The organism is Stutzerimonas stutzeri RCH2 (genome assembly GCF_000327065.1).
GTDB lineage: Bacteria > Pseudomonadota > Gammaproteobacteria > Pseudomonadales > Pseudomonadaceae > Stutzerimonas > Stutzerimonas stutzeri_AE.
In genome coordinates, this window is the sequence record NC_019936.1 from 3,609,253 (window position 1) to 3,634,081 (window position 24,829).

The 24,829-nt window shown below is 66.8% G+C and carries 25 protein-coding genes and 1 pseudogene; 12 read left to right on the forward strand and 14 right to left on the reverse strand.

From position 1 onward, the window contains the following. Positions 1-10 precede the first annotated feature (10 nt). Positions 11-787, reverse strand: a complete 777-nt coding sequence (locus PSEST_RS16700) for a ferredoxin--NADP reductase (RefSeq protein ID WP_015278150.1) — start codon at positions 785-787, stop codon at positions 11-13. A 95-nt stretch (positions 788-882) separates the two neighbouring features. On the opposite strand from PSEST_RS16700, the gene PSEST_RS16705 reads away from it, so the two are divergent. Continuing rightward, complete coding sequence (locus PSEST_RS16705; RefSeq protein WP_015278151.1) at positions 883-2,010, forward strand: methyltransferase; 1,128 nt, start codon at positions 883-885, stop codon at positions 2,008-2,010. On the opposite strand, the gene PSEST_RS16710 is transcribed toward PSEST_RS16705, so the two are convergent. Both PSEST_RS16710 and PSEST_RS16715 read right to left on the reverse strand, forming a co-directional pair. Then, positions 2,007-3,056: a serine hydrolase gene (locus PSEST_RS16710; protein ID WP_015278152.1), complete on the reverse strand. Its 1,050-nt coding sequence runs from the start codon at positions 3,054-3,056 to the stop codon at positions 2,007-2,009. The genes PSEST_RS16705 and PSEST_RS16710 overlap by 4 nt on opposite strands. Beyond that, on the reverse strand, positions 3,053-4,141 hold the full coding sequence (locus PSEST_RS16715) for a serine hydrolase (protein WP_015278153.1): 1,089 nt from the start codon (positions 4,139-4,141) through the stop codon (positions 3,053-3,055). The genes PSEST_RS16710 and PSEST_RS16715 overlap by 4 nt, the downstream gene beginning before the upstream one ends. Before the next feature lie 166 nt (positions 4,142-4,307). Between PSEST_RS16715 and PSEST_RS16720 the strand changes: the two genes are divergently transcribed. Next, positions 4,308-5,546, forward strand: a complete 1,239-nt coding sequence (locus PSEST_RS16720) for an acyltransferase family protein (RefSeq protein ID WP_015278154.1) — start codon at positions 4,308-4,310, stop codon at positions 5,544-5,546. Between the two features lie 128 nt (positions 5,547-5,674). On the opposite strand, the gene PSEST_RS16725 is transcribed toward PSEST_RS16720, so the two are convergent. The 6 genes from PSEST_RS16725 to PSEST_RS16750 all read right to left on the reverse strand — a co-directional run bounded on the left by PSEST_RS16725 (position 5,675) and on the right by PSEST_RS16750 (position 11,763). Then, entirely contained in the window at positions 5,675-7,876 is a 2,202-nt protein-coding gene (locus PSEST_RS16725; protein WP_015278155.1) for a xanthine dehydrogenase family protein molybdopterin-binding subunit, read from the reverse strand. After that, complete coding sequence (locus PSEST_RS16730) at positions 7,873-8,859, reverse strand: FAD binding domain-containing protein (protein ID WP_015278156.1); 987 nt, start codon at positions 8,857-8,859, stop codon at positions 7,873-7,875. Before PSEST_RS16730 ends, PSEST_RS16725 begins: the two co-directional genes overlap by 4 nt. Continuing rightward, complete coding sequence (locus PSEST_RS16735; protein WP_015278157.1) at positions 8,856-9,368, reverse strand: (2Fe-2S)-binding protein; 513 nt, start codon at positions 9,366-9,368, stop codon at positions 8,856-8,858. The genes PSEST_RS16730 and PSEST_RS16735 overlap by 4 nt, the downstream gene beginning before the upstream one ends. 198 nt (positions 9,369-9,566) lie before the next feature. Next, positions 9,567-10,157, reverse strand: a complete 591-nt coding sequence (locus tag PSEST_RS16740; protein WP_015278158.1) for a nucleotidyltransferase family protein — start codon at positions 10,155-10,157, stop codon at positions 9,567-9,569. After that, positions 10,150-11,124, reverse strand: coding sequence for an XdhC family protein (locus PSEST_RS16745; protein WP_015278159.1), 975 nt, complete (start codon positions 11,122-11,124; stop codon positions 10,150-10,152). Before PSEST_RS16745 ends, PSEST_RS16740 begins: the two co-directional genes overlap by 8 nt. A gap of 72 nt (positions 11,125-11,196) precedes the next feature. Next, the gene (locus PSEST_RS16750) at positions 11,197-11,763 is read right to left on the reverse strand and encodes a DJ-1 family glyoxalase III (RefSeq protein ID WP_015278160.1); all 567 of its coding nucleotides are present in this window, start codon (positions 11,761-11,763) and stop codon (positions 11,197-11,199) included. A 131-nt stretch (positions 11,764-11,894) separates the two neighbouring features. On the opposite strand from PSEST_RS16750, the gene PSEST_RS16755 reads away from it, so the two are divergent. From PSEST_RS16755 to PSEST_RS22530, 4 genes and pseudogenes are all read left to right on the forward strand, one after another. Continuing rightward, entirely contained in the window at positions 11,895-13,190 is a 1,296-nt protein-coding gene (locus PSEST_RS16755; RefSeq protein WP_015278161.1) for an NCS2 family permease, read from the forward strand. A gap of 209 nt (positions 13,191-13,399) precedes the next feature. Next, the gene (gene trmA / locus PSEST_RS16760) at positions 13,400-14,488 is read left to right on the forward strand and encodes a tRNA (uridine(54)-C5)-methyltransferase TrmA (protein ID WP_041756764.1); all 1,089 of its coding nucleotides are present in this window, start codon (positions 13,400-13,402) and stop codon (positions 14,486-14,488) included. A 74-nt stretch (positions 14,489-14,562) separates the two neighbouring features. Beyond that, a pseudogene (locus PSEST_RS16765) lies at positions 14,563-15,732 on the forward strand (rhodanese-like domain-containing protein); the annotation flags it as partial. 79 nt (positions 15,733-15,811) lie between these two features. Then, positions 15,812-15,964, forward strand: a complete 153-nt coding sequence (locus tag PSEST_RS22530; RefSeq protein WP_330216877.1) for a rhodanese-like domain-containing protein — start codon at positions 15,812-15,814, stop codon at positions 15,962-15,964. Between the two features lie 126 nt (positions 15,965-16,090). On the opposite strand, the gene PSEST_RS16770 is transcribed toward PSEST_RS22530, so the two are convergent. Further along, the gene (locus PSEST_RS16770; RefSeq protein ID WP_015278164.1) at positions 16,091-17,647 is read right to left on the reverse strand and encodes a 2Fe-2S iron-sulfur cluster-binding protein; all 1,557 of its coding nucleotides are present in this window, start codon (positions 17,645-17,647) and stop codon (positions 16,091-16,093) included. Between the two features lie 141 nt (positions 17,648-17,788). On the opposite strand from PSEST_RS16770, the gene PSEST_RS16775 reads away from it, so the two are divergent. The 6 genes from PSEST_RS16775 to PSEST_RS16800 all read left to right on the forward strand — a co-directional run bounded on the left by PSEST_RS16775 (position 17,789) and on the right by PSEST_RS16800 (position 20,840). Beyond that, positions 17,789-18,193, forward strand: coding sequence for a DUF1924 domain-containing protein (locus PSEST_RS16775; RefSeq protein ID WP_015278165.1), 405 nt, complete (start codon positions 17,789-17,791; stop codon positions 18,191-18,193). Between the two features lie 10 nt (positions 18,194-18,203). Further along, positions 18,204-18,728 carry a diheme cytochrome c gene (locus tag PSEST_RS16780; protein ID WP_015278166.1) on the forward strand — a complete coding sequence of 175 codons (525 nt, stop codon included), beginning with the start codon at positions 18,204-18,206 and terminating at the stop codon, positions 18,726-18,728. A 97-nt stretch (positions 18,729-18,825) separates the two neighbouring features. After that, positions 18,826-19,386 (forward strand): RNA polymerase sigma factor, encoded by a 561-nt coding sequence (locus PSEST_RS16785; protein WP_015278167.1) that lies wholly within the window; start codon positions 18,826-18,828, stop codon positions 19,384-19,386. Further along, complete coding sequence (locus PSEST_RS16790) at positions 19,379-19,804, forward strand: anti-sigma factor family protein (RefSeq protein WP_015278168.1); 426 nt, start codon at positions 19,379-19,381, stop codon at positions 19,802-19,804. The genes PSEST_RS16785 and PSEST_RS16790 overlap by 8 nt, the downstream gene beginning before the upstream one ends. Then, positions 19,801-20,265 (forward strand): periplasmic heavy metal sensor, encoded by a 465-nt coding sequence (locus PSEST_RS16795; RefSeq protein ID WP_015278169.1) that lies wholly within the window; start codon positions 19,801-19,803, stop codon positions 20,263-20,265. Before PSEST_RS16790 ends, PSEST_RS16795 begins: the two co-directional genes overlap by 4 nt. Before the next feature lie 92 nt (positions 20,266-20,357). Further along, the gene (locus tag PSEST_RS16800) at positions 20,358-20,840 is read left to right on the forward strand and encodes a hypothetical protein (protein ID WP_015278170.1); all 483 of its coding nucleotides are present in this window, start codon (positions 20,358-20,360) and stop codon (positions 20,838-20,840) included. A 13-nt stretch (positions 20,841-20,853) separates the two neighbouring features. Here the strand turns inward: PSEST_RS16800 and PSEST_RS16805 are convergent, their stop codons facing one another. From PSEST_RS16805 to PSEST_RS16820, 4 genes are read right to left on the reverse strand one after another with little or no spacing between them, the layout of a single operon-like run. Next, positions 20,854-22,980: an LTA synthase family protein gene (locus tag PSEST_RS16805; protein ID WP_015278171.1), complete on the reverse strand. Its 2,127-nt coding sequence runs from the start codon at positions 22,978-22,980 to the stop codon at positions 20,854-20,856. A 31-nt stretch (positions 22,981-23,011) separates the two neighbouring features. After that, positions 23,012-23,407 carry a diacylglycerol kinase gene (locus tag PSEST_RS16810; RefSeq protein ID WP_015278172.1) on the reverse strand — a complete coding sequence of 132 codons (396 nt, stop codon included), beginning with the start codon at positions 23,405-23,407 and terminating at the stop codon, positions 23,012-23,014. Continuing rightward, positions 23,397-24,116, reverse strand: a complete 720-nt coding sequence (locus PSEST_RS16815) for a lipopolysaccharide kinase InaA family protein (protein WP_015278173.1) — start codon at positions 24,114-24,116, stop codon at positions 23,397-23,399. Before PSEST_RS16815 ends, PSEST_RS16810 begins: the two co-directional genes overlap by 11 nt. 2 nt (positions 24,117-24,118) lie before the next feature. Continuing rightward, complete coding sequence (locus PSEST_RS16820; RefSeq protein ID WP_015278174.1) at positions 24,119-24,796, reverse strand: class I SAM-dependent methyltransferase; 678 nt, start codon at positions 24,794-24,796, stop codon at positions 24,119-24,121. Positions 24,797-24,829: the final 33 nt, after the last annotated feature.

A 24,829-nucleotide genomic window follows, 5' to 3' on the forward strand; every position in this document is an offset into this window, starting at 1 on the left:
CGGCGCTCGCCTACCAGTAGTTCTCCACCGCCACCTGCCCCGGCCGGCGGGTCAAGGCCAGATTCAAATCACGCGCTTTCAACACGGCGCGGGTGTCCTCGATCATTTGCGGGTTGCCGCAGAGCATGATCCGCGAATGCTCCGGCGTCAGCTGCAGATCGGCAGCGCGCTCCAGTTCGCCGTTCTCGATCAGGGTGGTGATGCGCCCATGCAGCGCCCCAGGAACCTGTTCGCGGGTCACCACCGGCAGGTACAGCAGCTTCGAGCCCAGCCCGTCCAGGTAATCGCGCTGCGGCAGCTCGGCGATCAGCTGCTGATAGGCCAGTTCGCGCGCCTCGCGAACGCTATAGACCAGAATGATGCGCTCGAAACGCTGCCAGGCCTCGAAGTCCTGCAGGATCGACAGAAACGGCGCGATGCCGGTGCCGGTGGCCAGTAGCCAGAGGTCGCGGCCGTCGGGAAAGCGATCCAGGGTGAGAAAGCCGAAGGCCTGCTTGTCCACCAGCAGCTCATCACCGACCTTGAGGCGACTCAGCTCGCTGGTGAACTCGCCATCCGGCACCACGATGGAAAAGAAATCGAGAAACTCGTCATGCGGCGCTGAAACCATCGAATAGGCACGCCAGACGATACAACCACTGGGCTTGCGCACGCCAAGACGGGCAAACTGCCCGGCGCTGAAGCGAAAGCTGGGATCACGGCTGGTGCGCAAGGTGAACAGGTTGGACGTCAGCGTCTGCACCTCGAGCAGGCGCTGGCGGGTGAACTTCTCTTCGCTGGCGGTCATACTTCGCTCCCTCCGAGCATCTGCCGGGTCTGTCGCGCGCAGGCCCTTGAAGTCTTGATACTCCTTTCCGACGCCCATAAACACCGCCAGTTCTCATGCCTATTCTCGATACCCCCTATGCCAGCCTCGACCTGATCCGCCAGCCGGAGCAGCCGAACGAGCCGTTGCAGGCCTTTGACGCCGCCGACGAATACCTGCTCGCCACGCTGCATGAACAGGGTTTGCCGGCAGCCGCGCGGGTGCTGATTCTCAACGACAGCTTCGGTGCCCTGGCTTGCGCGCTGGCCGCGCATGTCGAGGTGACCAGCAGCGGCGACTCGCATCTGGCCCATCTGGCGCTGCAGAAGAATCTGGCGCGCAACGGTATATCCGAGACACGAGTGACCTTCGTTCCGGCCAGCGAAATGGCCCAGGGCCCGTTCGATCTGGTGCTGATCCGCGTACCGAAAACCCTCGCCCTGCTGGAAGAACAGCTGATCCGCCTGCACGGCCAGCTGTCGCCCGGCGCGCAGGTGATCGCCGCGGCGATGATCAAGCACCTGCCGCGCGCCGCCGGTGATCTGCTAGAGCAGTACATCGGCGCGGTGCAGGCCTCGCTGGCAGTGAAGAAGGCACGTCTGCTCAGCGCAACGGCGAGCGAGAAACCGGCGCCGCAGTCGCCTTACCCGACTCGCTACCGGCTCGATCAGCCAAAACTCGAACTGCTCAACCACGCCAACCTGTTCTGCCGCGAAGGCTTGGACATTGGCACGCGCGCCTTTCTGCCACATCTGCCACAGGCACTCGGTGCACTGCGCGTGGCCGATCTCGGCTGCGGCAACGGCGTGCTCGGCATCGTCTATGCGCTGGGCAATCCGCAGGCGGAGCTGACCCTGGTGGACGAGAGCTACATGGCGGTGCAGTCGGCTCGGGAGAACTGGCAGGCGATCCTCGGCGAACGTCCGGCCGACATCCGCGCCGGCGACGGCCTGGCCGAGCAGGCGCCCGGCTCGCTGGATCTGGTGCTCTGCAATCCGCCATTCCACCAGCAGCAGGTGGTCGGCGATTTCCTCGCCTGGCGCATGTTCACCCAGGCCAAGGCGGCACTGGCCAAGGGCGGCGAGCTATGGATCGTCGGCAACCGTCATCTCGGCTACCACCTCAAGCTCAAGCGCCTGTTCGGCAATGCCGAGCAGGTCGCCGCTACGCCGAAATTCGTGATCATCAAGGCAACCCGCGCCTAGGATTGCTTGCCCAACAACGCCTTGCTGATCGCCTGGCCGACCTGCTCGAACAACTGCCCCGCGTCCCTGCCCTCATCGAGCGCTTCGGCGCAGGCCACCACGACGATCGCGCGGCTCTCGTCCTGCGGCTCGATCACGCCGATGTGACAGGCGCGCTCGAGCTGGGTGCCGGTCTTCTGGATGAAGGGCACGTCCTCCGGCAGCCCGGCCTCGAGCCGGTAGTTGTCATAGGAATCGAGCTTCATGAAGCCGTACAGCAGATCACGGCTCTCGACCGACAGCAGCTCCCCGCGCACCAGTTTTTCCAGCATCGTGCCGTAGGCCACCAGGCTGCTGGAGTTGAGCTTGCGCGCGTAGTAGCGCTCATAGGCCTGTTCCATGCTTGCGGCCTTCAGCTCATCGGCCTGCAGGTTCAGTACCCGCGCCAGCGCCTCGTAGCGCGGCTTGCTGAACGGCGCTGAGGCCAGTTCCACCAGCTGCATGTTGTCGAGCTTGGCTGCATCCGGGTGCACCTCGCCATATACGTCGCGGCGCACCTGAGTGAAGGAGGTGATGGCCTCGAAATCACCGCCCATGCTCTTGCGGGTGCGCGCGTTGAGCTCGTCCTCGCCGACCAGGCGGATCAGCATGTTGGCCGCGGTGTTGTCGCTTTCGATGAGCATTTCCTTGAGCAGATCGCGCAGCGAGTAGTCGACGCCGTTGTCCTGCCAGACCAGATCGCCGGAGCCGTCGACCTTGTCCTCGGCCTCCAGCGTCAGCCGCTGATCGAGGCTGAAGTCGCCATCGTCGACGCCCTGTAGCACGGCCAGGGCGATCGGCACCTTCACCGCTGAGCCCAGGTACCAGAAGCGCTCAGCGTCGTAGCGCAGCTCGGCGTTCTCACCCAGATGCTTGATATAAACACCGAGCTTGCCCGGCGACGCCTCGTCGACACGACGCAGCTCCTGCTCCAGACCATCCTTCCAGGTCGCCTCGGCTTCCTCGGTACAGGCGGTCAGGGCCACCAGCGGCAACAACAATGCGCCTACTGCGATCAACCTGTTCATCGTCGGATCAACCCCGCTGCGGTGACTGCCTCGCCGGTACCGCGCAACGCGCGCTCGGCCTGGGCGGCGGAGGCCACCCCGCGAACGCAGGCGACGATGACCAGGCGTGTGGATAGGGCGCTGTCCGAATCTGGCTGATCCACCAGCCCGGCATCGCAGATACGTGCTCGTTGGGTGCCGGTCTTGTGCGCGAAGCCGGTGCCGGGCGGCAAGCCGGCCTTGATCCGCTGTTTGCCGGTCTCGACCCGGCGCATCACGCTCAGCAGGTATCCGGTACTCGCCGGGCCCAGTGCAGTCCCGGCCTCCAGCGCCGAAAGCACGTCGCCGTAGGCCTTCAGCGTGCCGGAGTTGTACGGCGTGGCGTAGTAGCGCTCGTAGGCCTCGTTCAGGCTGATCGATGCCAACGTGCGGCGCTCCACGCCAAGCAGCCGTGGCAGCAGCGCCAGGCGGCCGGCGTCGTTCGGCTGCTGCCTGAGCGCGAGAAAATCCTTGCCGGAGAGCTGACGCGCCGCCGGGTGCAACTCGCCGTAGATCAACCGTCGCACGTCCGCCAGCGAGGTGATCGGCCCGAGCCCTTCCGGCGCCAGTTCCTGGGCGACGGCATTGACCTGCTCGATGCCGACCAGACGGATCAGCATGTCGCTGGCGGTGTTGTCGCTGTGGATCAGCATCTGATCCAGCAAAAACCGCACGCTCAACGCCTTGCCCGGCGCATGGCTGTTGGTCGGGCCGGCACCATCGACGTAGTCGGACGCCAGCAGTGCCACCGGGCTATCCAGGGTCAGCTCGTCCTGCTCGATCCGGCGCATCACCGCGATGGCGACCGGGACCTTGACCGTCGAAGCCAAATACCAGGGCTCCTCGCCATGGTAGGAGACTGAAATGCCGGTCTGCATGTCCTTGACGTACACGCCGAGATGCCCGGGGGTTTGCCTGTCCAGCTGGGCCAACCGCGCGAGGAAGGGGCCGCTCCACTCGAAGGCCTCCTGGGCAATGGCGGTCTGGCCGGTGCTTGCACACAGCAGTGCGGCGAGCAGCAGGCGCGTGGCAGCGGCGGGTAAACGAAGCAGCGATGACGGGTGCATGGTCCTCCGGCTAGGCGTCGTGCAATTGCGGATATTCGTTCCGACCGCCGCGGCGCCCAGCCGTGCACACGCCCCGATCACCGGTGCAGCGCAACGGCTGGAGCGGATGCGAGTCCCATGCATAGGCGTCGTTTTATGGCGCAACCAATCAATACGGGAGCGAGCAGTGCCGCGCACGGAACATTTCATCGGGCTGGAATGGCTGCGCTTTCTGCTGGCCATCTATGTAGTGCTGTTCCATACCGTGCACGCCTACGTCGAGGGCGAGCCGACCTGGCTCGCGGAGCTTGCCGGCGTCGGCTTCTTCGCCACCAGCAGCTTCTTCGTGCTTTCCGGCTTTCTGCTGGCGCACGTCTATTGTCGCCAGGGCGAACTGCGCGAGCCGGCGCGGCATTTCCTCGGCAAACGCCTGGCCAATCTCTACCCGCTGCACCTGTTCTCCCTGCTGCTGACGGCCATCGTGCTGACCATCATCGCCAAGCTCGGCATTCCCCCGGACGATGCCAAGGCGAGCCTGCGCTACGTGGTCTACGACACCAACGAGGAGCTCAGCGGCGAAGCCCGCGACGCCCTCGAATATTTCATGAACAACCGCGAGCTGGCGCTGAACTTCGTGCTGCAGCTGTTCATGCTGCAGGCCTGGAACCCGCTCTACCTGACGTTCAACCCGCCGCTGTGGTCGATCTCCACACTGTTCTTCTTCTACCTGTGCTTCCCCCTGCTGGCGCCACGCCTGATGCGCCTGCGCCACAAGGGTTGGTGGCTGCTGGCAATCGCCGCGCTTTACCTGCTGCCGCCGCTGTGGGCGATCCAGCAGGACGCCTACGGCATTCCCGTCACCGGCATGCTGCACCGCATGCCGCTGCTGCGCCTGCCGGAATTTCTCGCCGGCATCCTGCTCTGCGGACTGTTCCGCGAATGGCGCGCGGCGGGCGGGCAGCTCGGCATCGCAGCACGGCTGGCGCTGTCGGCATTCGTGCTGGCGAGCTTCCTGGCGACGGTGTGGCTGCTCAAGGGCGAACGCTACTGGTACTTCCTGCTGCACAACGGCCTGCTGCTGCCGGCGCAGCTGGCGCTGGTCTGGCTCTGCGCGCTGATCGCCACGCCACGCAGTGCCGCGTTGATCGACTGGTCACAGCGCCTGGGCGCGGCCTCGTTGCCGCTCTTCGTGCTGCATGTGCCGGTGTTCATCCTCTTCTCGCGCTCGGAGAAGCTGCTCGGGGCGGTGTCGGCGGAATGCCTCGAGGACTGGGCCGATTGCGTGGCACAGGCGGGGGAACTGGCGCTGACGCCGGCCTTCTATCCGCTGTATCTGGGGTTATGCATCGTGGTGTGCGTGCTGGCGCAGGAGCGAGCAGTGGTGCCGGTGAGGCGGTTTTTGCTGAGGCGGGTGATGAAGGTTTGATGCAGGCGTTCACACGCCTCGAACGCAGAGCGCCAACACGGCGTGCACACGCGGGAGCTTGGGCACGACCACCGCTCCATCTGGCCCAGCCGCAGCGGTGCGCCGAGGCCCACCCTGCGCGTCGGCGACTACAGCAACTTATCCAGGGTAATCGGCAGATCCCGCACGCGCTTGCCCGTCGCGTTGTAGATCGCATTGGCCACCGCCGCCGCCGCCCCGACGATGCCGATCTCCCCTACCCCCTTTGACCCCAGGTCGTTGACCACCTCGTCGTGCTCCTCGACGAAGATCACGTCGATTTCGGGAATGTCCGCGTTCACCGGGATGTGGTACTCGGCGAGGTTGTGGTTCATGTAGCGGCCGAGCCTGTGATCGATCAGCGTCTCCTCGTGCAGCGCCTGGCCGATGCCCCAGACCACGCCGCCGACGATCTGGTTGCCGGCGGTCTTCGGGTTGACGATGCGGCCCGCGGCAATCGCGCTGACCACACGGCTGACCTTGATGGTGCCGAGGTCCTCGTCGACGCGCACTTCGACGAACACCGCCGAATGGGTTCCGGTTGCCCAGGCATCGCGTTTTTCATCCGGTTTGACGCTGGCCTCGGCCTCCAAGGCGCCGCTGACCTGCACGATGTCGCGCAGAGCCACGGCATGCTCGCCGGTTTTCAGCCGCAGCTGACCATCGACGAACTCCACGGTTTCCAGATTCGCCCCGGTAAAGGGCGATGCCGGCGACTGCTGCACGGCGTCCAGCAGCTTTTGCCGCAGCCCTGCACAGGCGCGCTGCACGGCGCTTCCCACCGAGGACACGGTGGCCGAGCCTCCCTCAAGCGGCGCCTGCGGCAGGCTGGAATCGCCCAGGCGGAACTCCACCTCGGCCATCGACAGGCCCATGGCGTCGGCGGCGATTTGCGTCATCGCGGTATAGGTGCCGGTGCCGATATCGGCGGTGGCGCTGGTTACCAGCAGCTTGCCGTCGGCATCGATGCAGGCACGGGCACTGGCCGGCATCTGCATGGCTTCCCAGACGCCAGTGGCCATGCCCATGCCGACCAACTGATGACCGTCACGCAGGCTGCGTGGCTGCGCCGGGCGCCGCGACCAGCCGAAGCGTTCGGCGCCCTGCTGGTAGCAGGCACGCAGCTCCTTGCTGGAATAGCGCTTGCCCTCGTTGCCGTTGATGTCGGTGTAGTTGCGCAGGCGCAGCTCCAGCGGGTCGATACCGACTTCATGGGCCAGCTCGTCCATCGCGCACTCCAGCGCATAGACGCCGATTGTCGCACCGGGGGCGCGCATATCTAGCGGCGTATAGACGTCCAGCGGCGCCAGGCGGTAACCGAGGCGCACGTTGTCGCAGGCGTAGAGCATGCCGGACCACTCCACCTCGTGCTCGGTGAAATCCTCGAAGCGCGAGGTCTGGCCGATGGCCTTGTGCTCGATGGCCCGCAGCCGTCCTTCGCCATCTGCCGCGAGCTTCAGCTGTTGGAAGGTTCGCGGGCGGTAGCCGAAGGTGAACATCTGCTGCCGGGTCAGTTCGACGCGCACCGAGGCCTTCAGCTTGAGTGCGGCCATCACCGCCAGCGGCAGCTGGTACTGCGGCCGCAGGCCGGAGCCGAAGGCACCGCCGACGAAGGGCGCGAGCACGCGGATCTTGCCCTGCATGTCGAAGACCTGCTCCAGGTAGCGCTGGCAATTCTGCACGCCCTGGGTCTTGTCATGGATCAGCAGCTCGCCGCCCGGCTGGTACTGGACAATGGAGGTATGCGGCTCCATCGGGTTGTGGTGCTCGACCGGGGTGCCGTACTCGCAATCGATGCGTTTTGCCGCCGCGGCGAACGCCGAGTCGAAATCGCCGCGCGGCTCCGGCAGCTCCGCCGGCGCTTCATGGGCCTGTTCGCGCGCGGCCTGCAGATCGGTCTGGTGCGCTTCGACCTCGTATTCGACGTGCACCAGGCTCGCCCCGTGCCTCGCCAGCGCCTGGGTCTCGGCGACGACCAGCGCCAGCGGCTGGCCGCTGTAGAGCACGCGGTCGTTGTACAGCGGGCGGAACGGCGAGCCGTCGGCGGCGTCGTCATCCTCGTAGGGCTCGTCGTAGCTGGCCACCGGTGGGCGATTCTGATGGGTCAGCACCAATCGCACGCCGGGCAGCGCTTCAGCCGCGGCGGCATCAATACCCTTGATACGGCCGCGGGCGATGCTGCTCGACACCACGGCGCCGTAGAGCAACCCCGGCACCTCGGCTTCGGCGGCGTAGCAGGCCTTGCCGGTGACCTTGAGCGGGCCGTCGACGCGGTCCAGCGGCTTGCCCAGTGGAGAGTTGGCGCTGTTCATCGGACGGTTCCTCCGGCGGCTTCGGTCAGTGCGCGCACGATGGCGCGTCGTGCCAGGTCGACTTTGAAGGCGTTGTCGGCGAGCGGCTGTGCGCCTTGCAGCAGGCGGTCGGCCGCGGCGGCGAAACATTCGGGCTTGGCACGCTTGCCGCTGAGCAGTTCTTCGGCCTCTTCCAGGCGCCAGGGTTTGTGCGCCACGCCACCGAGCGCGATGCGCGCGCGGCGGATGATGTCGCCATCCATCTCCAGCGCCGCCGCGACGGACACCAGGGCGAATGCGTAAGAGGCGCGATCGCGCACCTTGAGGTAGGCGCAGTGGCTGGCGAAACCTTCCACCGGCAGCTCGATGGCGGTGATCAGCTCGCCTTCCACCAGCACGTTGTCCTGCTGCGGCTGGTCGCCGGGCAGGCGGTGGAAGTCCACCAGTTCGAGGCGTCGCTGGCCGTGCGGGCCTTCCACATGCACCCGGGCATCCAGCGCGGCCAGGGCGACGCACATGTCCGACGGGTGCACGGCGACGCAGTGTTCGCTGGCACCGAGAATCGCGTGGATGCGATTGCGCCCGTCACGCGCGCTGCAACCGGAGCCCGGCTCGCGTTTGTTGCAGGGCGTGGCGGTATCGTAGAAGTAGTAGCAACGGGTGCGCTGCAGCAGGTTGCCGCCGGTGCTGGCCATGTTGCGCAGCTGCGGCGATGCCCCGGCAAGGATCGCCTTGCTCAGCAGCGGGTAGCGCTGTTCGATCTGCGGGTGCCAGGCCAGGTCGGCATTGCTCACCAGCGCACCGATGCGCAGGCCACCCTCGGCGGTCTGCTCGATGTCGCGCAGCGGCAGGCCGTTGATGTCGATGAGCTGGCCGGGTTGCAGCACGTTCTCTTTCATCAGGTCGAGCAGGTTGGTGCCGCCGGCGATGTAGCGGCTCTGCGGCCCGTGCAGGGCGATGGCCTGGTCGATACGTTCGGGGCGCTGATAGCTGAACGGCGTCATTGCGCACCCTCCTGGCCGCGCAGCGTCGGCAGTGCGTCTTCGATGGCGGCGAGGATGTTCGGATAGGCGCCACAGCGGCAGAGGTTGCCGCTCATGTGTTCGCGGATCTCGTCACGGCTGCTGGCACGGTTCTCCGCTGCTAGCCCGGCTGCCGAGCAGATCTGCCCCGGCGTGCAGTAGCCGCACTGGAAGGCATCGTGCTTGACGAACGCAGCCTGCAGCGGATGCAGCGTCGCATCGCTGGCCAGCCCCTCGATGGTGGTCAGACTGGCGCCGTCGTGCATCACCGCCAGGGTCAGGCAGCTGTTGATGCGCCGGCCATCGAGCAGCACCGTGCAGGCACCGCACTGGCCGTGATCGCAGCCTTTCTTGGTGCCGGTCAGGCCGAGCTGGTCGCGCAGCAGGTCGAGCAAGGTGGTCCAGGGTTGCACCTGGAGCTCACGGCGTTCGCCGTTCAGCTCCAGGCTGATGGTGCAGGTTTGGCCTGCAGCTGAATAATTTTCGCTCATGGCAGCCTCACGGTTTGGGCGTTGGTATGCGCTGTCCGTGCGTCTTGGGGTACGACTGACGTGGCGCGAAAATCGTTCAGCCCTGCTGGTCGAGTGGCGGCGGCTGACTGAGGGTCATCTCGCCGGGACCGGCGCAGCGCTGCGCTCACCGGCCAATTGATTCGTGCAGGTTTTGGTAGTCGCTACGGCGATTGGCGTTCAGGCCTGCCGGCGATCACCGGGATGGTCGATGTCCTGCAGCACGCCGGGATCATTCAGAGCGAGCTCCAGTACCGGGTGCGCGGCGAACAGCGCCTGCGCGCCACGATCGCCATCCAGCTGCAGCAGCGCATCACGATGGGCGCTGCCGATGCCGCGCGGATGGCCGGGGCGGCCGTCATAGGTCGGCACGACCAGATTGTCTTCGCGGATCGCCGTGGCGATCTCGCGCAGGGTTCGGGGCTGCACATAGGGCATATCGGCCAGCGCCACCAGCCAGCCACGTGCCGCCGGCGCTTGGGCGACGGCCTGCGCGAGGCTGTGGCCGAGGCCGCGGGTTTCCAGCGCGAGCACCTCGCAGTCGGCAGCGTTGGCGCTCAGCCAGTCGCGCAGAGGCAGATTGTCTGCACGGGTCACCACCAGCAGCCGTTCGGCGACACCACGAAGGTTGGCCAGCGTGGCGGCGAGCACCGGCGGCGAAGACGCAGCAGCCAGGCTGGCCGCCAGCAGCTTGTCCGCCCCACCGGCAGCTCGATACCGACTGCCCTGCCCCGCAGCCAGAACGATGGCGCAAACGCCCTGCTCAGGCACAGCGCTGTTCCGGCAACGCCTGGCTGACCAGGGCGCCGTTTTTCAGCGCCACCACCTCGGCCATCAAGGACAGCGCGATTTCCGCCGGTGTACGGCTGCCGATGGGCAAGCCGATGGGGCCGTGCAACCGCTGCACCTGCCGCTCGCCGAGGCCCAGCGAGAGCAGGCGCGCCTTGCGCTTTTCGCTGTTGGCCCGCGAGCCCAGCGCGCCGACGTAGAAGGCTTCGGACTGCAGCGCGGTGAGCAGCGCCATGTCGTCCAGTCGTGGATCGTGGGTCAGCGCGACGATGGCGGTGTGCGCATCCGCTTCGATGGCCAGCACGGCATCGTCCGGCATGCCGGGGACGAAGCGCACCGTCGCCGCATCCCAGTCGTGGGCATAGCCTTCGCGCGGGTCGCAGATCAGTACCTCGAAGCCGAGGCCATGTGCCAGGTCGGCGACATAGCGCGACAGCTGCCCGGCGCCGATCAGCAGCAGGCGCCAGGCCGGGCCGAATGGTGCGCGCAGGGTATGCCCGTCGAACTGCAGCGCGGCGTCGCGGCCGGCGGTTTGCAGCGTTACATCACCACTGGCGATATCCACGCAGCGCAGCAGCCGCTCGTGCCCGGCGCAGCGCCGCAGCAGCTCATCGATCCATCCGGCTTCGCGCAATGGCTCCTGCAACAGGCGCAGCGTACCGCCGCAGGGCAGACCGAAACGCGCGGACTCTTCCTTGCTCACGCCGTAGGTGATCAGCTGGCAAGCCTGCGGTGGCTGGTCGGCCATGACCCGCGCGAGCAGATCATCCTCGACGCAGCCGCCGGACACCGAGCCTTCGACGCGGCCGTCGCCGCGTAGCGCCAGCAGCGAGCCGATCGGGCGCGGCGCGCTGCCCCAGGTTTCCAGCACGGTGTAGAGCACCACGGGATGACCGTCACGCAGCCAGTCGCGGGCCCGTCGCAGTACCGCCAGATCGACACTGTCCATTGATCTCCTCGGATTCAGCCCATTGCTGCCAGGACTCCCGGCAATGCAAGGAGTGACCGATCCGAGGCCAGGTTAGTTCGTCGTTGCCGGCACCAGCATGGCGTCGGCTACTTCGCGGCGCTTGCCGCGACCGGCCAGACGCTCCACCAGGGTCAGCGCGAACTCCAGGGCGGTCGCCGGGCCCTGGCTGGTGATGCAGTTGCCGTCCACCACCACCGGCTGGTCAAGGAAATGCGTGCCGGTGAGGTTGTCGCTCATGCCCGGGTAGCAGGTCACCTGACGGCCCTTGAGCACGCCGTAGGGGTGCAGCGCCACCGCCGGCGCGGCGCAGATCGCGGCGAAATCGAGCCCGGCACGGGCCTGCTGGCGTACGCGCTCGGCCAGCGGTTCCAGTTCTCCAAGTGTTTTCGCCCCGGGCATGCCGCCGGGCAGCACGATCAGGTCGAAATCCTGCGCCAGCACGTCGAGCAGCATGGCGTCGGCGGTGATCCGCGTGCCGCGCGCGCAGGTCAGCATGCGCCGCTCTTCGGCACTGGCCACCAGTACCTCGAACTCGGCGCGGCGCAGCACGTCGATCAGGGTGACGGCCTCCAGGTCTTCGGAACCGTCGGCGATCGGAATCAGGACTCGTTTGCTCATGGCGTTCACCTGCTCAATGGAAATTCAACCGCGCTGCCGGCCGGTGTAAGATGCGCGGCTTTTGCGACGACACGCGAATCGCCCGCCAGAGGCGACAGCCCTCACACTGACCGGCACTTAGAGGATCGACCATGCTGGAAAAGCTATTTCAACTCAAGGCGCACAACACCACGCTGCGCACCGAGGTCCTGGCCGGTATCACCACCTTCCTGACGATGGCCTACATCCTCTTCGTCAACCCGAGCATCCTCGCCGAAACCGGCATGGATCACGGCGCGGTGTTCGTCGCCACCTGCCTGGCCGCAGCCATCGGCTCGGCGATCATGGGCCTGGTTGCCAACTACCCGATCGCGCTGGCGCCGGGCATGGGCCTGAACGCCTTCTTCACCTACACCGTCGTGCTGACCATGGGTTACACCTGGCAGACCGCGCTGGGGGCGGTGTTCCTCTCCGGCGTGATCTTCTTCGGCTTGTCGATCTTCAAGATTCGCGAGTGGATCATCCACAGCATTCCGCTGGCCCTGCGTGCCGGCATCGCCGCGGGTATCGGCCTGTTCCTGGCGATCATCGCGCTGAAGAACGCCGGCATCGTCGTCGACAACCCCGCCACTCTGGTCGGCCTGGGTGACCTCAGCGCCGGCGGCACGCTGCTGGCCTGCCTGGGCTTCTTCCTGATCGCCGCGCTGGCCTATCGCCAGGTCACCGGTGCGGTGATGATCGGCATTCTGGTGGTTACCGGCCTGTCGATCCTGCTCGGCCTGTCGCAGCTCAACGGCGTGGTGTCGATGCCGCCGTCGCTGGCGCCGACCTTCATGCAGCTGGACATCATGGGCGCGCTGGATATCGGCCTGATCAGCGTGATCTTCGCCTTCCTCTTCGTCGACCTGTTCGACACCTCCGGCACCCTGATCGGCGTGGCGCAAAAGGCCGACCTGCTGGACAAGGACGGCAAGATGCCGCGCCTGGGCCGCGCCCTGCTGGCCGATAGCACCGCGACCATGGCCGGCGCGGCGCTGGGTACCTCGACCACCACCAGCTACATCGAATCCGCCGCCGGTACCGCTGCCGGTGGCCGCACCGGCCTGACCGCCTGCGTGGTCGCCCTGCTGTTCCTGCTCAGCCTGTTCTTCGCCCCGCTGGCCGGCGCCGTGCCGGCCTACGCCACCGCCCCGGCGCTGCTGTTCGTCGCCGTGCTGATGATGAGCAGCCTGGCCAACATCGACTGGGACGACCTCACCGTCGCCGCGCCGGTCGTGGTTGCCGCGCTCGCGATGCCGCTGACTTTCTCCATCGCCAACGGCATCGCCTTCGGCTTCATCGCCTGGACGGCGATCAAGCTGCTCGCCGGCCGCTGGCGCGAGCTGAGCCCGGCGATGTGGATTCTCTCGGCACTGTTCGTGGTCAAGCTGGGCTGGTTCGCCGGCTGATCGCAGCGTAGGGTGGATGACGCTTTTCTCATCCACCTTCCGTGCGGCAACGCTGGATGGATGAAGCGTCAGCTGCGCGCCCCGATCCACCCTACAAATAGCGATCCGCAACATGCGTTAATTCGCGGTAAGGCCACCCCACGGAGCGAACTACTGTGGGAGCGGCCGGCGCCGTAAAGCTCCTCAAACCTCTGCACGAAGCCCCCGCCATGCCGCTGCCCAAGCTCGACCCCGCCCAATACGAAACCCAGCTCGCCGAGAAAGCCGCCCGGCTGGTGGAACTGCTGGCGCCGTTCGATGCACCGGCACCAGAAGTCTTCGACTCGCCGCGCGAGCATTACCGCCTGCGCACCGAATTCCGACTGTGGCGCGAGGATGGCCAGCGCCATTACGCGATGTTCGAGCAGGGCGACAAGCACAAGGCCATTCTGATCGACGACTTCCCCATCGCCAGCCGTCGCATCAATGAGCTGATGCCACAACTGAAAGCCGCCTGGCAGGCGTCGGAAGTGCTCAGCTTCAAGTTGTTCCAGGTCGAATTCCTCACCACCCTGGCCGGCGATGCGCTGATCACCCTCGCCTACCACCGCCCACTGGACGAGGCCTGGCAGGCCGAAGCCGAGCAGCTCGCCGCCAACCTCGGCGTCAGCCTGGTCGGCCGCTCGAAGGGCAAGCGCATCGTCATCGGTCGTGATTACGTTGAGGAAGCGCTGGTGGTCGCCGGGCGAACCTTCCGCTATCGCCAGCCCGAGGGCGCCTTCACCCAGCCCAACGGCGAGGTCTGCCAGAAGATGCTGAACTGGGCCTTCGAGGCGCTCGGTGAGCGCGACGACGACCTGCTCGAGCTCTACTGCGGCAACGGCAACTTCACCCTGCCGCTGGCCACTCGCGTGCGCCGCGTGCTGGCCACCGAGATCAGCAAGACTTCGGTCAACGCCGCGCTGGCCAATATCGCCGACACCGGCATCGACAACATCGAGCTGGTGCGTCTTTCCGCCGAGGAGCTGACGCAGGCGCTGAACGAGGTGCGGCCGTTCCGCCGCCTGGCCGACATCGACCTGAAGAGCTACGACTTCGGCAGCGTTTTCGTCGACCCGCCGCGCGCCGGCATGGACCCGGACACCTGCGAGCTGACCCGCCGCTTCGAGCGCATCCTCTACATCTCCTGCAACCCGGAAACCCTGGCGCAGAACATCGCCCAGCTGGCCGACACCCACCGCATCGAGCGCTGCGCGCTGTTCGACCAGTTCCCCTATACCCACCACATGGAATCCGGGGTGCTGCTGGTTCGCCGGTGACCGCCGGCGACTGAACGCCAGCGCCCTGTCAGGGTTCACATCCGTAACCGTTCACACGTTACGGAGGTACACGCATGCTGGTTTTCGAGCCCATCTACACCGACGGCCTGGCGCAGATTTCCTACCTGGTGGGAGACAGCAAGGCCGCGGTCGCCGCGGTGATCGACCCGCGGCGCGACGTCGATATCTACCTCGACCTGGCCCGCGAAAAAGGCCTGCGGATCGCCTACGTCATCGAAACCCACATCCATGCCGACTTCGTCTCCGGCGCCCAGGCGCTGGCCGAACGCAGCGGCGCCGAGATCATCGGTGGCTGCTCGGCGGACTACGGTTTCGAGCTGCGCCAGGCTGCCGATGGCGAGGTGCTGGAACTCGGCCAGGTCAGCCTGGAAATCATCTACTCGCCCGGCCACACGCCGGAACACATCTCGCTGCTGCTGCGCGACGGCCAGCAGGGCGATGAGCCCTTCGCCCTGTTCACCGGCGACACCCTGTTCAACCTCGACGTCGGCCGCCCCGACCTGCTCGGCGAGGACAGCACCAAGCAACTGGCCGCCCAGCTCTATGCCACGCTGTTCACCCGCTACCTGCCGCTCGGTGAGCGCGTCGAAATCTACCCGTGTCACGGCGCGGGCTCGGCGTGCGGCAAGTCGATCGGTGATCGCCGGCGCTCCACCCTGGGCAACGAGTTGTTGTTCAACCCGGCGCTCAACCAGCGACGCAACGAAGCCGAATTCATCGACTGGCTGCTCAGCGGCATGCCCGAGCCGCCGCGCCACTATGCACGGCTGAAGAAGCTCAACGTGCGCCCGGCCACGCACATGCACGGGCCGATGCTGCCAACGCCGCTGTCGCCGGAAGCGTTCGCCGAGCGCAGCGCCGACCACAGCGCCGTGCAGCTGGTGGACCTGCGCTCGATCCTCGCCTTCGGCGGCGGCCATGTGCCCGGCGCGCTGAACATCGCCCTGCAGAACGAATTCGTCAGCTGGGCCGGCTGGATGCTCGACGACCAGCGACCGATCTACCTGATCGGCGAAAACAGCCAGCAGATCCACCAGGCCACGCTGCAGCTGTATCGGATCGGTCTCGATCGGGTAGAAGGTTATCTGCGTAACGGCATGACCGACTGGCAGAACGCCGGCCTGCCCCTGGCCAGCGTCGGCCAATGGACGGTGCACGAGCTGAACCGTCGCCGAGAGGATCCGCAGGTCCAGGTGCTCGACGTGCGCGCCCCCGAGGAGGTCGAGCAAGGCCGCGTGCCCGGCGCCCACCACGCCTTCGTCGCCCATCTGCCCGAGGGCCTGGAACGACTGGACAAGGACCGTGGCGACCTACTGCGGCAGCGGCTACCGCGCCTCGATTGCCGCCAGCATCCTCAAGCGCGAGGGCTTCCGCCACGTGGTGAACGTGCCCGGCTCATGGATCGCCTGGCAGCAACATGATCTGCCGGTGGAGAAAGGCGGCACCAACGGGTAAGGCCCAGCCTCCATCAGTCTGCGCCTGCGCTACTGGCCGGCACTGCAGTGGCCAACGCCGGGCCCGCGGCTTGCCAGCGCGGGCCCGGGCATGCATTGGCCGATCGCCGTCGTTCCTTCGCGGCTGTCAGTACTCCACCGCCAGCCGGGTGCTGGTCGGTACGGCCTGGCAGGCGAGCGTCCAGCCCTGGCGCACCTGCTGATCACTGAGCACCTGGTTGCTGCGCATGCTCACACTGCCCTCCACCACCCGGCAGCGGCAGGCGGCGCAGACACCGGCGCGGCAGGCGCTGGGCGGCTGCAGCCCGGCCTGCTCCATGGCGTCCAGCAGCACTTCACCCTGCTGCACATCCAGTGCATGCCGGCGGCCATCCAGCGCCACCTGCAGGCGGCTGTGCAGCGGCTGGCGCAGCTCGCTGAGCGGCGCCACCGGCGCGGCCGTATTGAAGCGTTCGACGTGAATGGCGTCGCTCGACACGTCCAGCTCGGCGAGCGCCACCGAGGCGCCGTCCATGAACGGCTGCGGTCCGCAGACGAATGCCTCGCCCTGCGGCCAGTCGCCGATCTTCGCGGCGATCGCCGGTGCGCTGGGTATCCCCTGCTCGGCATCCAGCCAGATACGCAATTGCAAGCGTTCGGGGTAGCGTGCGGCAAAGTCGGCCAGCTCTTCGGCGAAGATCAGCGAGGCGGCATCGCGGCTGGCATAGAACAGGAAGACCCGCCCCCGGCCCTGCTCGAGCGCCGCCTGCAGGATCGCCCGCAGCGGAGTGATGCCGCTGCCCGCGCCCAGCAACAGCAGGTCGCCATCCAGATCGTGCGGCACCAGACGGCCCGCCGGTGGCAGCACGTCGATGCGCTGGCCCACCTGCAGGTTGTCCAGCAGCCAGTTCGAGGCCCGCCCGCCAGGCACGCGGCGCACGCTGATGCGCAGCACACCGTCGCTGCCGAGCGGTTTCGACAGCGAATAGCTGCGCAGCAACGGCGGCTCGCTGCAGGGCACACGCAGGGTGACGAACTGCCCCGGTTGCGCGGCGAAACGCTCGCGCAGTTCCGCCGGCACCTGCAGGCTGAAGGAGGCGGCATCGGCCGTTTCGGCCTGGCGCGCGATCACCGTCAGCGCTGCGAATGCCGGCGCTTCGGAAGCGGCGACCGACACCGGCGCACCCGGTTCGGCCGGCTGGCGCGGGCCGCGCAGCATCGCCCAGGCGGCAGTGCGGCGGAACAGCACGACATAGCCGATATGCAGCGCGACCAGGGTCAGCGCCAGGTTGGCGAAGAACTCATGAACCTCCTCGGCATCGCCCAGCCAGCCGACGAAATCGATGTCGCTGGCCGACCCGAACAGATCCGGGCCAACCCCCGGCAGCGCTGCCAGCACATCACCGTTATCCACCATACCCAGGCCGAGAAGACTGGCCAGCGCCAGACTGAGCAGCGTGGCGAAGGTCAGCCAGGTGCCGAACGAAGTCAGACTCAGATTGCGCCGCTGCATCTTTGCCGGCAGCAGACGCGGAACGCCACGCAGACGCAGCGGCGCGATCAGCAGGCGCATCACCAGCAGGGCGACCAGGCCATAGCCCAGCCAGACGTGCAGCAGCTCGGCATCGTCGCCACTGAGGTAGACGGCGACGAAGAAACCGGCGAGCAGCCAATGAAACAGGCGGAAACGCTTGAAGGCAGCCACGATGGCAATCCTCTGAATAGGAAGTGCCACCTTTGTAAACCCGCCAGCTGAAGCGAAGCTGAATGCCATCAAACTGCCATATTCAGCTTCGCGTAAGGCGTCCGGCCTAGGCTGCGCTCATTCCTCACTGGAGCGTGCCCCATGAAAACCCACTGGATCGTCCTGGCCTGCTGCCTGAGCCTGCCGGCGCTGGCCGAAACCGAACACCCACTGCTGCCCGGCTACGCCGCCCAGGCCCGCCAGGAAAATCCCGCCTTCGCCGGCTTTTCCGCCGAGCGCGGCCAGGCGCTGTACGTCGCCGAGGAGCAGCGCAGCGGCAAGACCATGAGCTGCACCAGCTGCCACACCACGGACCCGCGCCAGGCCGGCAAGACGCCCGCGCAGCGCAAGGTCGACCCGCTGGCACCGGTGGCCAACCCGAAGCGTTTCACCGATCTCGCCAAGGTCGAGAAATGGTTCCGCCGCAACTGCGACGACGTTTTCGCCCGCGAATGCACTGCGCAGGAGAAGGGCGATTTCATCAGCTGGATCACTGGCTTGAAGTAGGAGTACGGCCATGAAACCCATCATCGCGCTTTCCACCATCGCCGGCCTGGCCCTGGCACTGACCCTGGCCGGTTTCAGCCTGGCCGATGACGATCATCATGAGCGCAAGGGCTACAAGCGGCCCAAGCGCCTGGCCGTGCCCAGCGATGCACCGCTGGTGTGGAAGGAAGAATGCGCCGCCTGCCACATGCTCTATTCCCCCGGCCTGCTGCCAGCCGATGCCTGGCGCGAGCAGATGCGCACCCTGAGCGATCACTATGGCAGCAACGCCTCGCTGGACCCGGTGCAGGAAAGGGAAATCCTCGAGTTCCTGGTCCGCGCCTCGGCCGCCAACCGCTTGCCGGTAGAGCCGTCGCCGACCGCTGGCGAGCCGCCGCGCATCAGCCAGACCCGCTGGTTCGATCACAAGCATGACGAAGTCAGCGAGGCCAAGTTCGCCCGCGAAGCGGTGGGTGGGCGCTTCAACTGCGTGGCCTGCCACCGCGACGCCGAACGCGGCGACTTCGATGACGACCGGGTGAAGATTCCGCGCTGAAGCGAAAACAGCAGGAACATTTCGCCAACCGTTGCGTTATAGCCCTGCGGTAGTACGGCCGGCAGCCGTGCCTGCGATCAACCCAGTCGAGCGGTCAATGAACGAGTGTGAACAGGAGCTCATCCAGCAAGCGGTGCGCGGTGATCGCCAGGCCTTCGGCGCGCTGGTGCGCGCCCATCAGGCGCGGGTCTTCCACTTCATCCGCCGTTTGCTCGGCAGTACCGACGAGGCCGCCGATCTGACCCAGGAAACGTTCATCCGCGCCTACCAGGCGCTGCCCAGGTGGCGCCCGGAGGCGCGCCTGCAGACCTGGCTGCTGCAGATCGCGCGCAATGCCGCGCTGGATTTGCTGCGCCAGCGGCAGCGGCATGTCGTCCTGGCTGCGGATGAACAGGCCGAACCAATCGACCCCGCGCCATCACCGCTCAGACGGCTGCAGAGCGCACGTGACCTGGAGATGCTGGAACGGCTGCTGGCCCGCCTGCCCCACGAACAGCGCGAGATTCTGCTGCTGCGCGAGGTGGAAGGACTGAGCTACGACGAACTGGCCGCCACGCTGCAGCTCAACGCAGGCACCGTCAAGTCGCGCCTGGCACGTGCCCGCGAGGCGCTGCTGCACGGCTATCGCCAGGCCAACGGAGGCATACTCGATGACTGAGCATCTGGACATGATGACCCTGTCCGCCTACCTCGACGGCGAACTCAGCGCCACCGAACAGCGTGGCGCCCGCGACCACCTGGCGAGTTGTCAGCAGTGTCGCGCCACCCTGGCCGAACTCGACGGGCTCGGCCAGGGCCTGCGCGCGTTGGCCTGCCCGGAATTGCCGGCCGAGCTGCAGGACCGTCTGCAACGGTCCTTCGCACCGCCCGCCCGCAACTGGTGGGCGCGCCACTGGGCGCAGGGCATCGGCGCCGCGGCGTCGGTCCTGCTCGGCCTGCTGCTCGGGCATGCCCTGCCCGGCCAGCCACCGAGCAGCTCACCCAGCCACGACATGCTCGCCGTCCTCGGCAGCGCCCCACCCGGCGCGCTCTGCGCGCGCCCCGAATTCTGCTACCTGAAGGTAAACCTGAAATGAGCAATACCACCCTGCGCAACGCCCTGGTCCTGTCCGTGCTGGTCAACGTCGGCGTGCTCGCCGCCGTCGGCTGGCAGAAACTCAGCCAAGATGGTCTGCCGATGCCCTCCGGCGCGCCGACCGAGCTGTCGCGCGAGCTGCAGCTGAGCGCCAGTCAGCTGCAGCGCTGGCACGATGCCGAAGCGCCGTTCCTGAGTTACCTGCGAGCCTCCAACGCCAGCCTCAACGAACACCGTAACCGACTGATCGAGGCGATCTTCGCCGAGCAGGTGGACCGCACGGTGATCGACGCCGAACAGACTAAGATCGCCGAACTGCAGAACGAACAGCAGCGCCTGCTCATCGACCAGCTGCTCCTGGAACGCGAGATTCTCGAACCGCAGCAGCGTGAGCGGCTCGCCCAGGTGCTGACGCAGCAGTCGTTCGGCGCCGACAGCATCGAGCAACTGCACCGCAAATGACGGATTGCACGGCGCGATGGAACAAATCCGTCGCGCCTGCGTTAGAACACCAGGAGTCGCATTTCGGCGGCTCGCTCAATGGAGTTCTACCGATGATCCGCAAACCCCAGGCTCTGGCCCTCGCCATCATCCTCGCCGGCACCCTCGGCCACGCCGGCGCCGGCCTCGCCGCCAGCAGCCATGACCACGGCCACGGCGAAGGCGCGCCGGCATTGCAGCTCGATGCCGGCAAGCGCTGGACCACCGACGCGCCGCTGCGCCAGGCGATGGGCACCATCAACGACGACATGCGCCAGGCATTGCCGGCGATCCACGAGGATCGCCTGCCCGCCGCACGCTACGGCGAGCTGGCCGAGGTGGTGCGCGGTCAGGTCGCCTACATGGTGGAGAACTGCAAGCTGAGCGCCGAGGCCGACGCGCAGCTGCACCTGATCATCGCCCAGCTGCTAGCTGGCGCCGATGCCATGAGCGGCGCCCCGGCCGGCCAGCGCGACGGCGCGGTGACCGTGGTCGGTGCGCTGGGCGACTACGCGACTTACTTCGCAGACGACAGCTTCAAGCCGCTGGAACACTGATCGCCCGCCGCGCTCAGCCCTTGTCCGGGCGCGCCTGCGGCCCGTTGGCGGTGCGCGCCAGCGCCTCGCCGGCTGGTGTCTCTTCCCGTTCGCGATCGGCCGTGCTGTTGCCCAGCAGGCTGGCGGTAGCCACCTGCAGGTACGCCTGCAGCTGGCGCAGCATCGGCGTCGCGCTGGCGGCATCGACGATTCGCTCGGCCGCGGCATTGGCACCCAGGCGATAGCGGTACAGTTGCGGTTCGAGATCCCTGGGCTGCACCAGAATCCGATCGCCACGGATCATCGCCACGGTCTGATCGCTGCCGGAGGGCTTGATGATGCCGAAACCTGGGTCGCGCTCGTCCAGGGCCAGCAGGTCACGCCCCCAGCACTGATGACGCACCTCGCCACCGAGACGGCCCATGATGGTCGGCACCACGTCGACCTGGGTGCCGACCACTTCGCGGCGGCTGCCGAACTGCTCGGTGATGCCCGGCGCGATCAGCAGCAGCGGCACATGGAAGCGGAACAGGTCCATCTCGGTCAGCTGCTCCGGCGCACCGAAGCCATGGTCGCCGACCACCACGAACAGGGTGTCCTTGTACCAGGATTGGCGCTTGGCCTGCTCGAAGAAGCGGCCCAGCGCCCAGTCGGAGTAGCGCATGGCGGTCAGGTGTGCATCCTGCGAGCCATGGCCACTGACCGCAGGCACTGGCAGCGGCTCCGGCAGCGCATAGGGCGTGTGGTTGGAAAGCGTCTGCAGCAGCGCATAGAAGGGTTCGTCCGCGGCCAGGGCACCGAGCTCCTGCACCGCGCGGTCGAACATGTCCTGGTCGGAGACGCCCCAGGTCGGGTCAGCCACCACCGGGTCGACATAGTCACTACGCCCAACGAAGCGGGTCATGCCCTGGTTGCCGAAGAAGCCGAGCTGGTTGTCCCAGGCGAAATCGCCGTTGTAGACGTAGACGTCGTTGAACGCCCGGGCGCTGAGCAGCTGCGGCAGTCCGGAGAAGCGGTTACCACCCTCCGGGGACTGCATCAGATACTCGAAGCCCGGCAGGTTGGGAAAGCAGGCCATGCTGGCGAACATGCCCTGGTGGGTGTGGGTGCCGTTGGCGAAGAAGCGCTCGAACAGCAGCCCCTCACCGGCCAGGCGGTCGAAGTTCGGCGTGATGCCGTCGCCGTTGCCCAGCGCACCGACATAGCGCCCGGCAAAGCTCTCCATGAGGATCACCACCACGTTGCGCACCGGCAGGCGACCGGCCTCCGGCGACCGGTAGTCGCGGCGCACGGCGGCCAGCTCCGGGTCGGCCAGCTGGTCGTTGCCGGTCAGCAGCAGCTCGCGGGTGACCGCCAGCGCCTCGTCTTCGGGCAGCACCGCCTTCCAGGCGTTGTCGCGATGATCGGAATAGCGGTTCTTCGCCGCCTCGTAGAGGGTCAGCGCGGGATTCAGGCCGAGCTGGTTGATGAACACCGAATCGGTGGTGAAGGCATCGCCCCAGCGTAGCGGAGGCCCCTGGCGCAGCGTGCCGCGGGCGGCGACCACGCTGATCAGCACCAGCGCCAGCAGGGCGGTGCCGCGCCAGGACCAGCCAGCCTGCGCGGACTGCACCGGGCGCTTGGCCAGCGCCGCGTTTGGGCGGCAATGGCGGTCGAGCCAGCCGAACAGCAGCGACCAGAGCAACGTCAGCCCTGCCCAGACACTCAGCAGTTTCACCACCGGAAAGCCGTGCCAGAGCATGCTGAGCACGGTCGCCGGGTCCTCGGCGAGATACTGGAAAACCAGCGCGTTCAGCCGCTGATGAAATTCCTGATAGAAGTTCAGCTCGACCATGCCGAGCAGAATCGCCAGGCTGGCGCAGGCGCCGAGCCAGATCCGCTGCAACCTGCGCGCCGCCATCGCGCGCGGGCTAAGCACCGCCAGTGACAGCGGCACCAGCATGTAGACCAGCACACGCAGGTCGAAGCGCAGACCGTTGCCGAAACCTTCGAGCATCGTAGCGAACGAGGCGTCGCCGAGCAGCTCATGGTTGTACAACAACAGCGCCAGGCGCAGCAGGGCAAACAGCGCCAGCAGCGCGAGGGCGCTGCCGGTGGTGAACAGCAGGTGCTGGCGCAGACCCGGCTGGCCGGCCTGCGCGCGAGCGGTTCCATCGATCATCGGGACATTCCTTGGTGAAACGGAAGGGAGCTCACAGCAGGACCACCGCCCAGACCAGGGCAAGCAGACACAGCGCCAGCAGTTGCGCGGCGCTGCCCATGTCCTTTGCCTGTTTGGAAAGTGGATGCAGCTCGTAGGAGATGCGGTCGATAGCGGCCTCGATCGCCGAATTGAGCAGCTCGACGATCAACACAAGCAGCACCACGGCGATCAGCACGGCGCGCTCGATGCGGCTGACGTCGAGCAGCAACGCCAGCGGCACCAGCAAAAGGCTCAGCCACACCAGCTGGCGGAACGCTGCCTCGCCCGCGTAGGCGGCCCGCAAACCTGCCAGCGAGTAGCCGCAGGCGTGCCAGACACGCGCCACACCGCTGCGACCCTTGAGTGTCGAGCCATCGATCAGCGTGCTGGTCGGTTCAGATGACATCGCAGCGCGCCCGGCTGAACGCAGCATGGGCGGCCAGCAGTCGCTGCCAGTCCTGCTCCGGCATCGTCTGCCGATGGCGCTTGAGCTGGCGCAGGTCATGCCGCGCCGCCGCGCTGCGCCGAAGACGACGGCGACTCTTTTCCAGATCGAGCAGCGCGACCTCCACCCACGCCGCCGTGCCCTCACCGTGAACCTTCAGGAAGATGTGCTTGGGGTAGCAGCAGCCATGCTGCCAGCGCGCCTGATGGATACGGCCGAGGGTGCTTCCGACCGCTTCGAGCATGCGCCCCTGCAGCGTGTCGCCGTAGTAGGCGGGCATGTCTTCGCCGTACCAATCCTCCAGGCTGACAAAGCCGTCCAGCGCCTTCGTCACCAGCAGTGCCTGCCACCGCCCGGCCTGCTGCCGGGTACCGCAATAGACCAGCTCTGGCACGCCCACACTGAGATCGCGCATGGCCTGCAGTGCGTACCGCTCACGCAACGCCGTCGGCCGGCCGAACGGATGGAGCAGCGAGCGGTACAGGTGGCCGATCTGGCGCTTGCAGTACAACGGCGGCTGTTGTGCGTCGCGCAACCGGATGCGCTGCACCCCGCTTTCACCGTCACGCCGGCGATTGGGCTCCTCGACCCATTCGCCTTGAGTATCCCACCAGCGCTGAAAGGTGCTGGTGCGTGGCTCACGGGCGGGCAGTACGAGAGGACGATTCATGCTCACCCCCGCTTGCGCAGCACGTAGACGCGCCACATGGCGTAGCCCGGCAGAAAGTCGTTGCGGTCGAGAATGTCGAAGCCAGCCTCGGCAAACTCCGCCTCGATCACCGAGCGCGCGACGACGAAACGGTTCTGGTTGTCCTTGGCCGGTCGCCGCCGCTCAAGGCGCTTGCGCTTCCAGGCCTTGTAGTTGCCATCGACCCACAGCGAGACGATCAGCGTGTCGCGTGTGACGCGATGGAATTCGCGCAGCATCGCCAGGCGATGCGCCGGATCGGCGATGTGGTGCAACAGGCGCATGCAGAAGATGTTGTCGACCGCGTTGTCGCCCATGTCGATGGCGAAGGCCGACGTCTGAAAGGTCTCCACCCGTTTGAGCACTTCCAGCGGCTGCGAAGCCTCGGCGATCGCCAGCATGTCGGCGGAGTTGTCCGCGGCGAAGATCATCCGGCTCGGATGTTTGGCCAGCAGCGGCCAGAAGCGCCCGGCGCCACAGGGCAGGTCGAGCACCAGATCGGGGTCGCCGGCAATCTTCAGTGCGCGGCGCGCCATCTGTTCGTCACGCCAGTGCGATAGCCGCCGGGCCAGCCCGTCCTGGTGCTTGTGCAGATATTCGTAGGCGTGCTGACGGTCGTACTTGCGCGAGAACTCCAGTTCGATAGGGCTCGATGTGGGCATGGCGGGCATTCCGGTTGAAAACGGAACACCAAA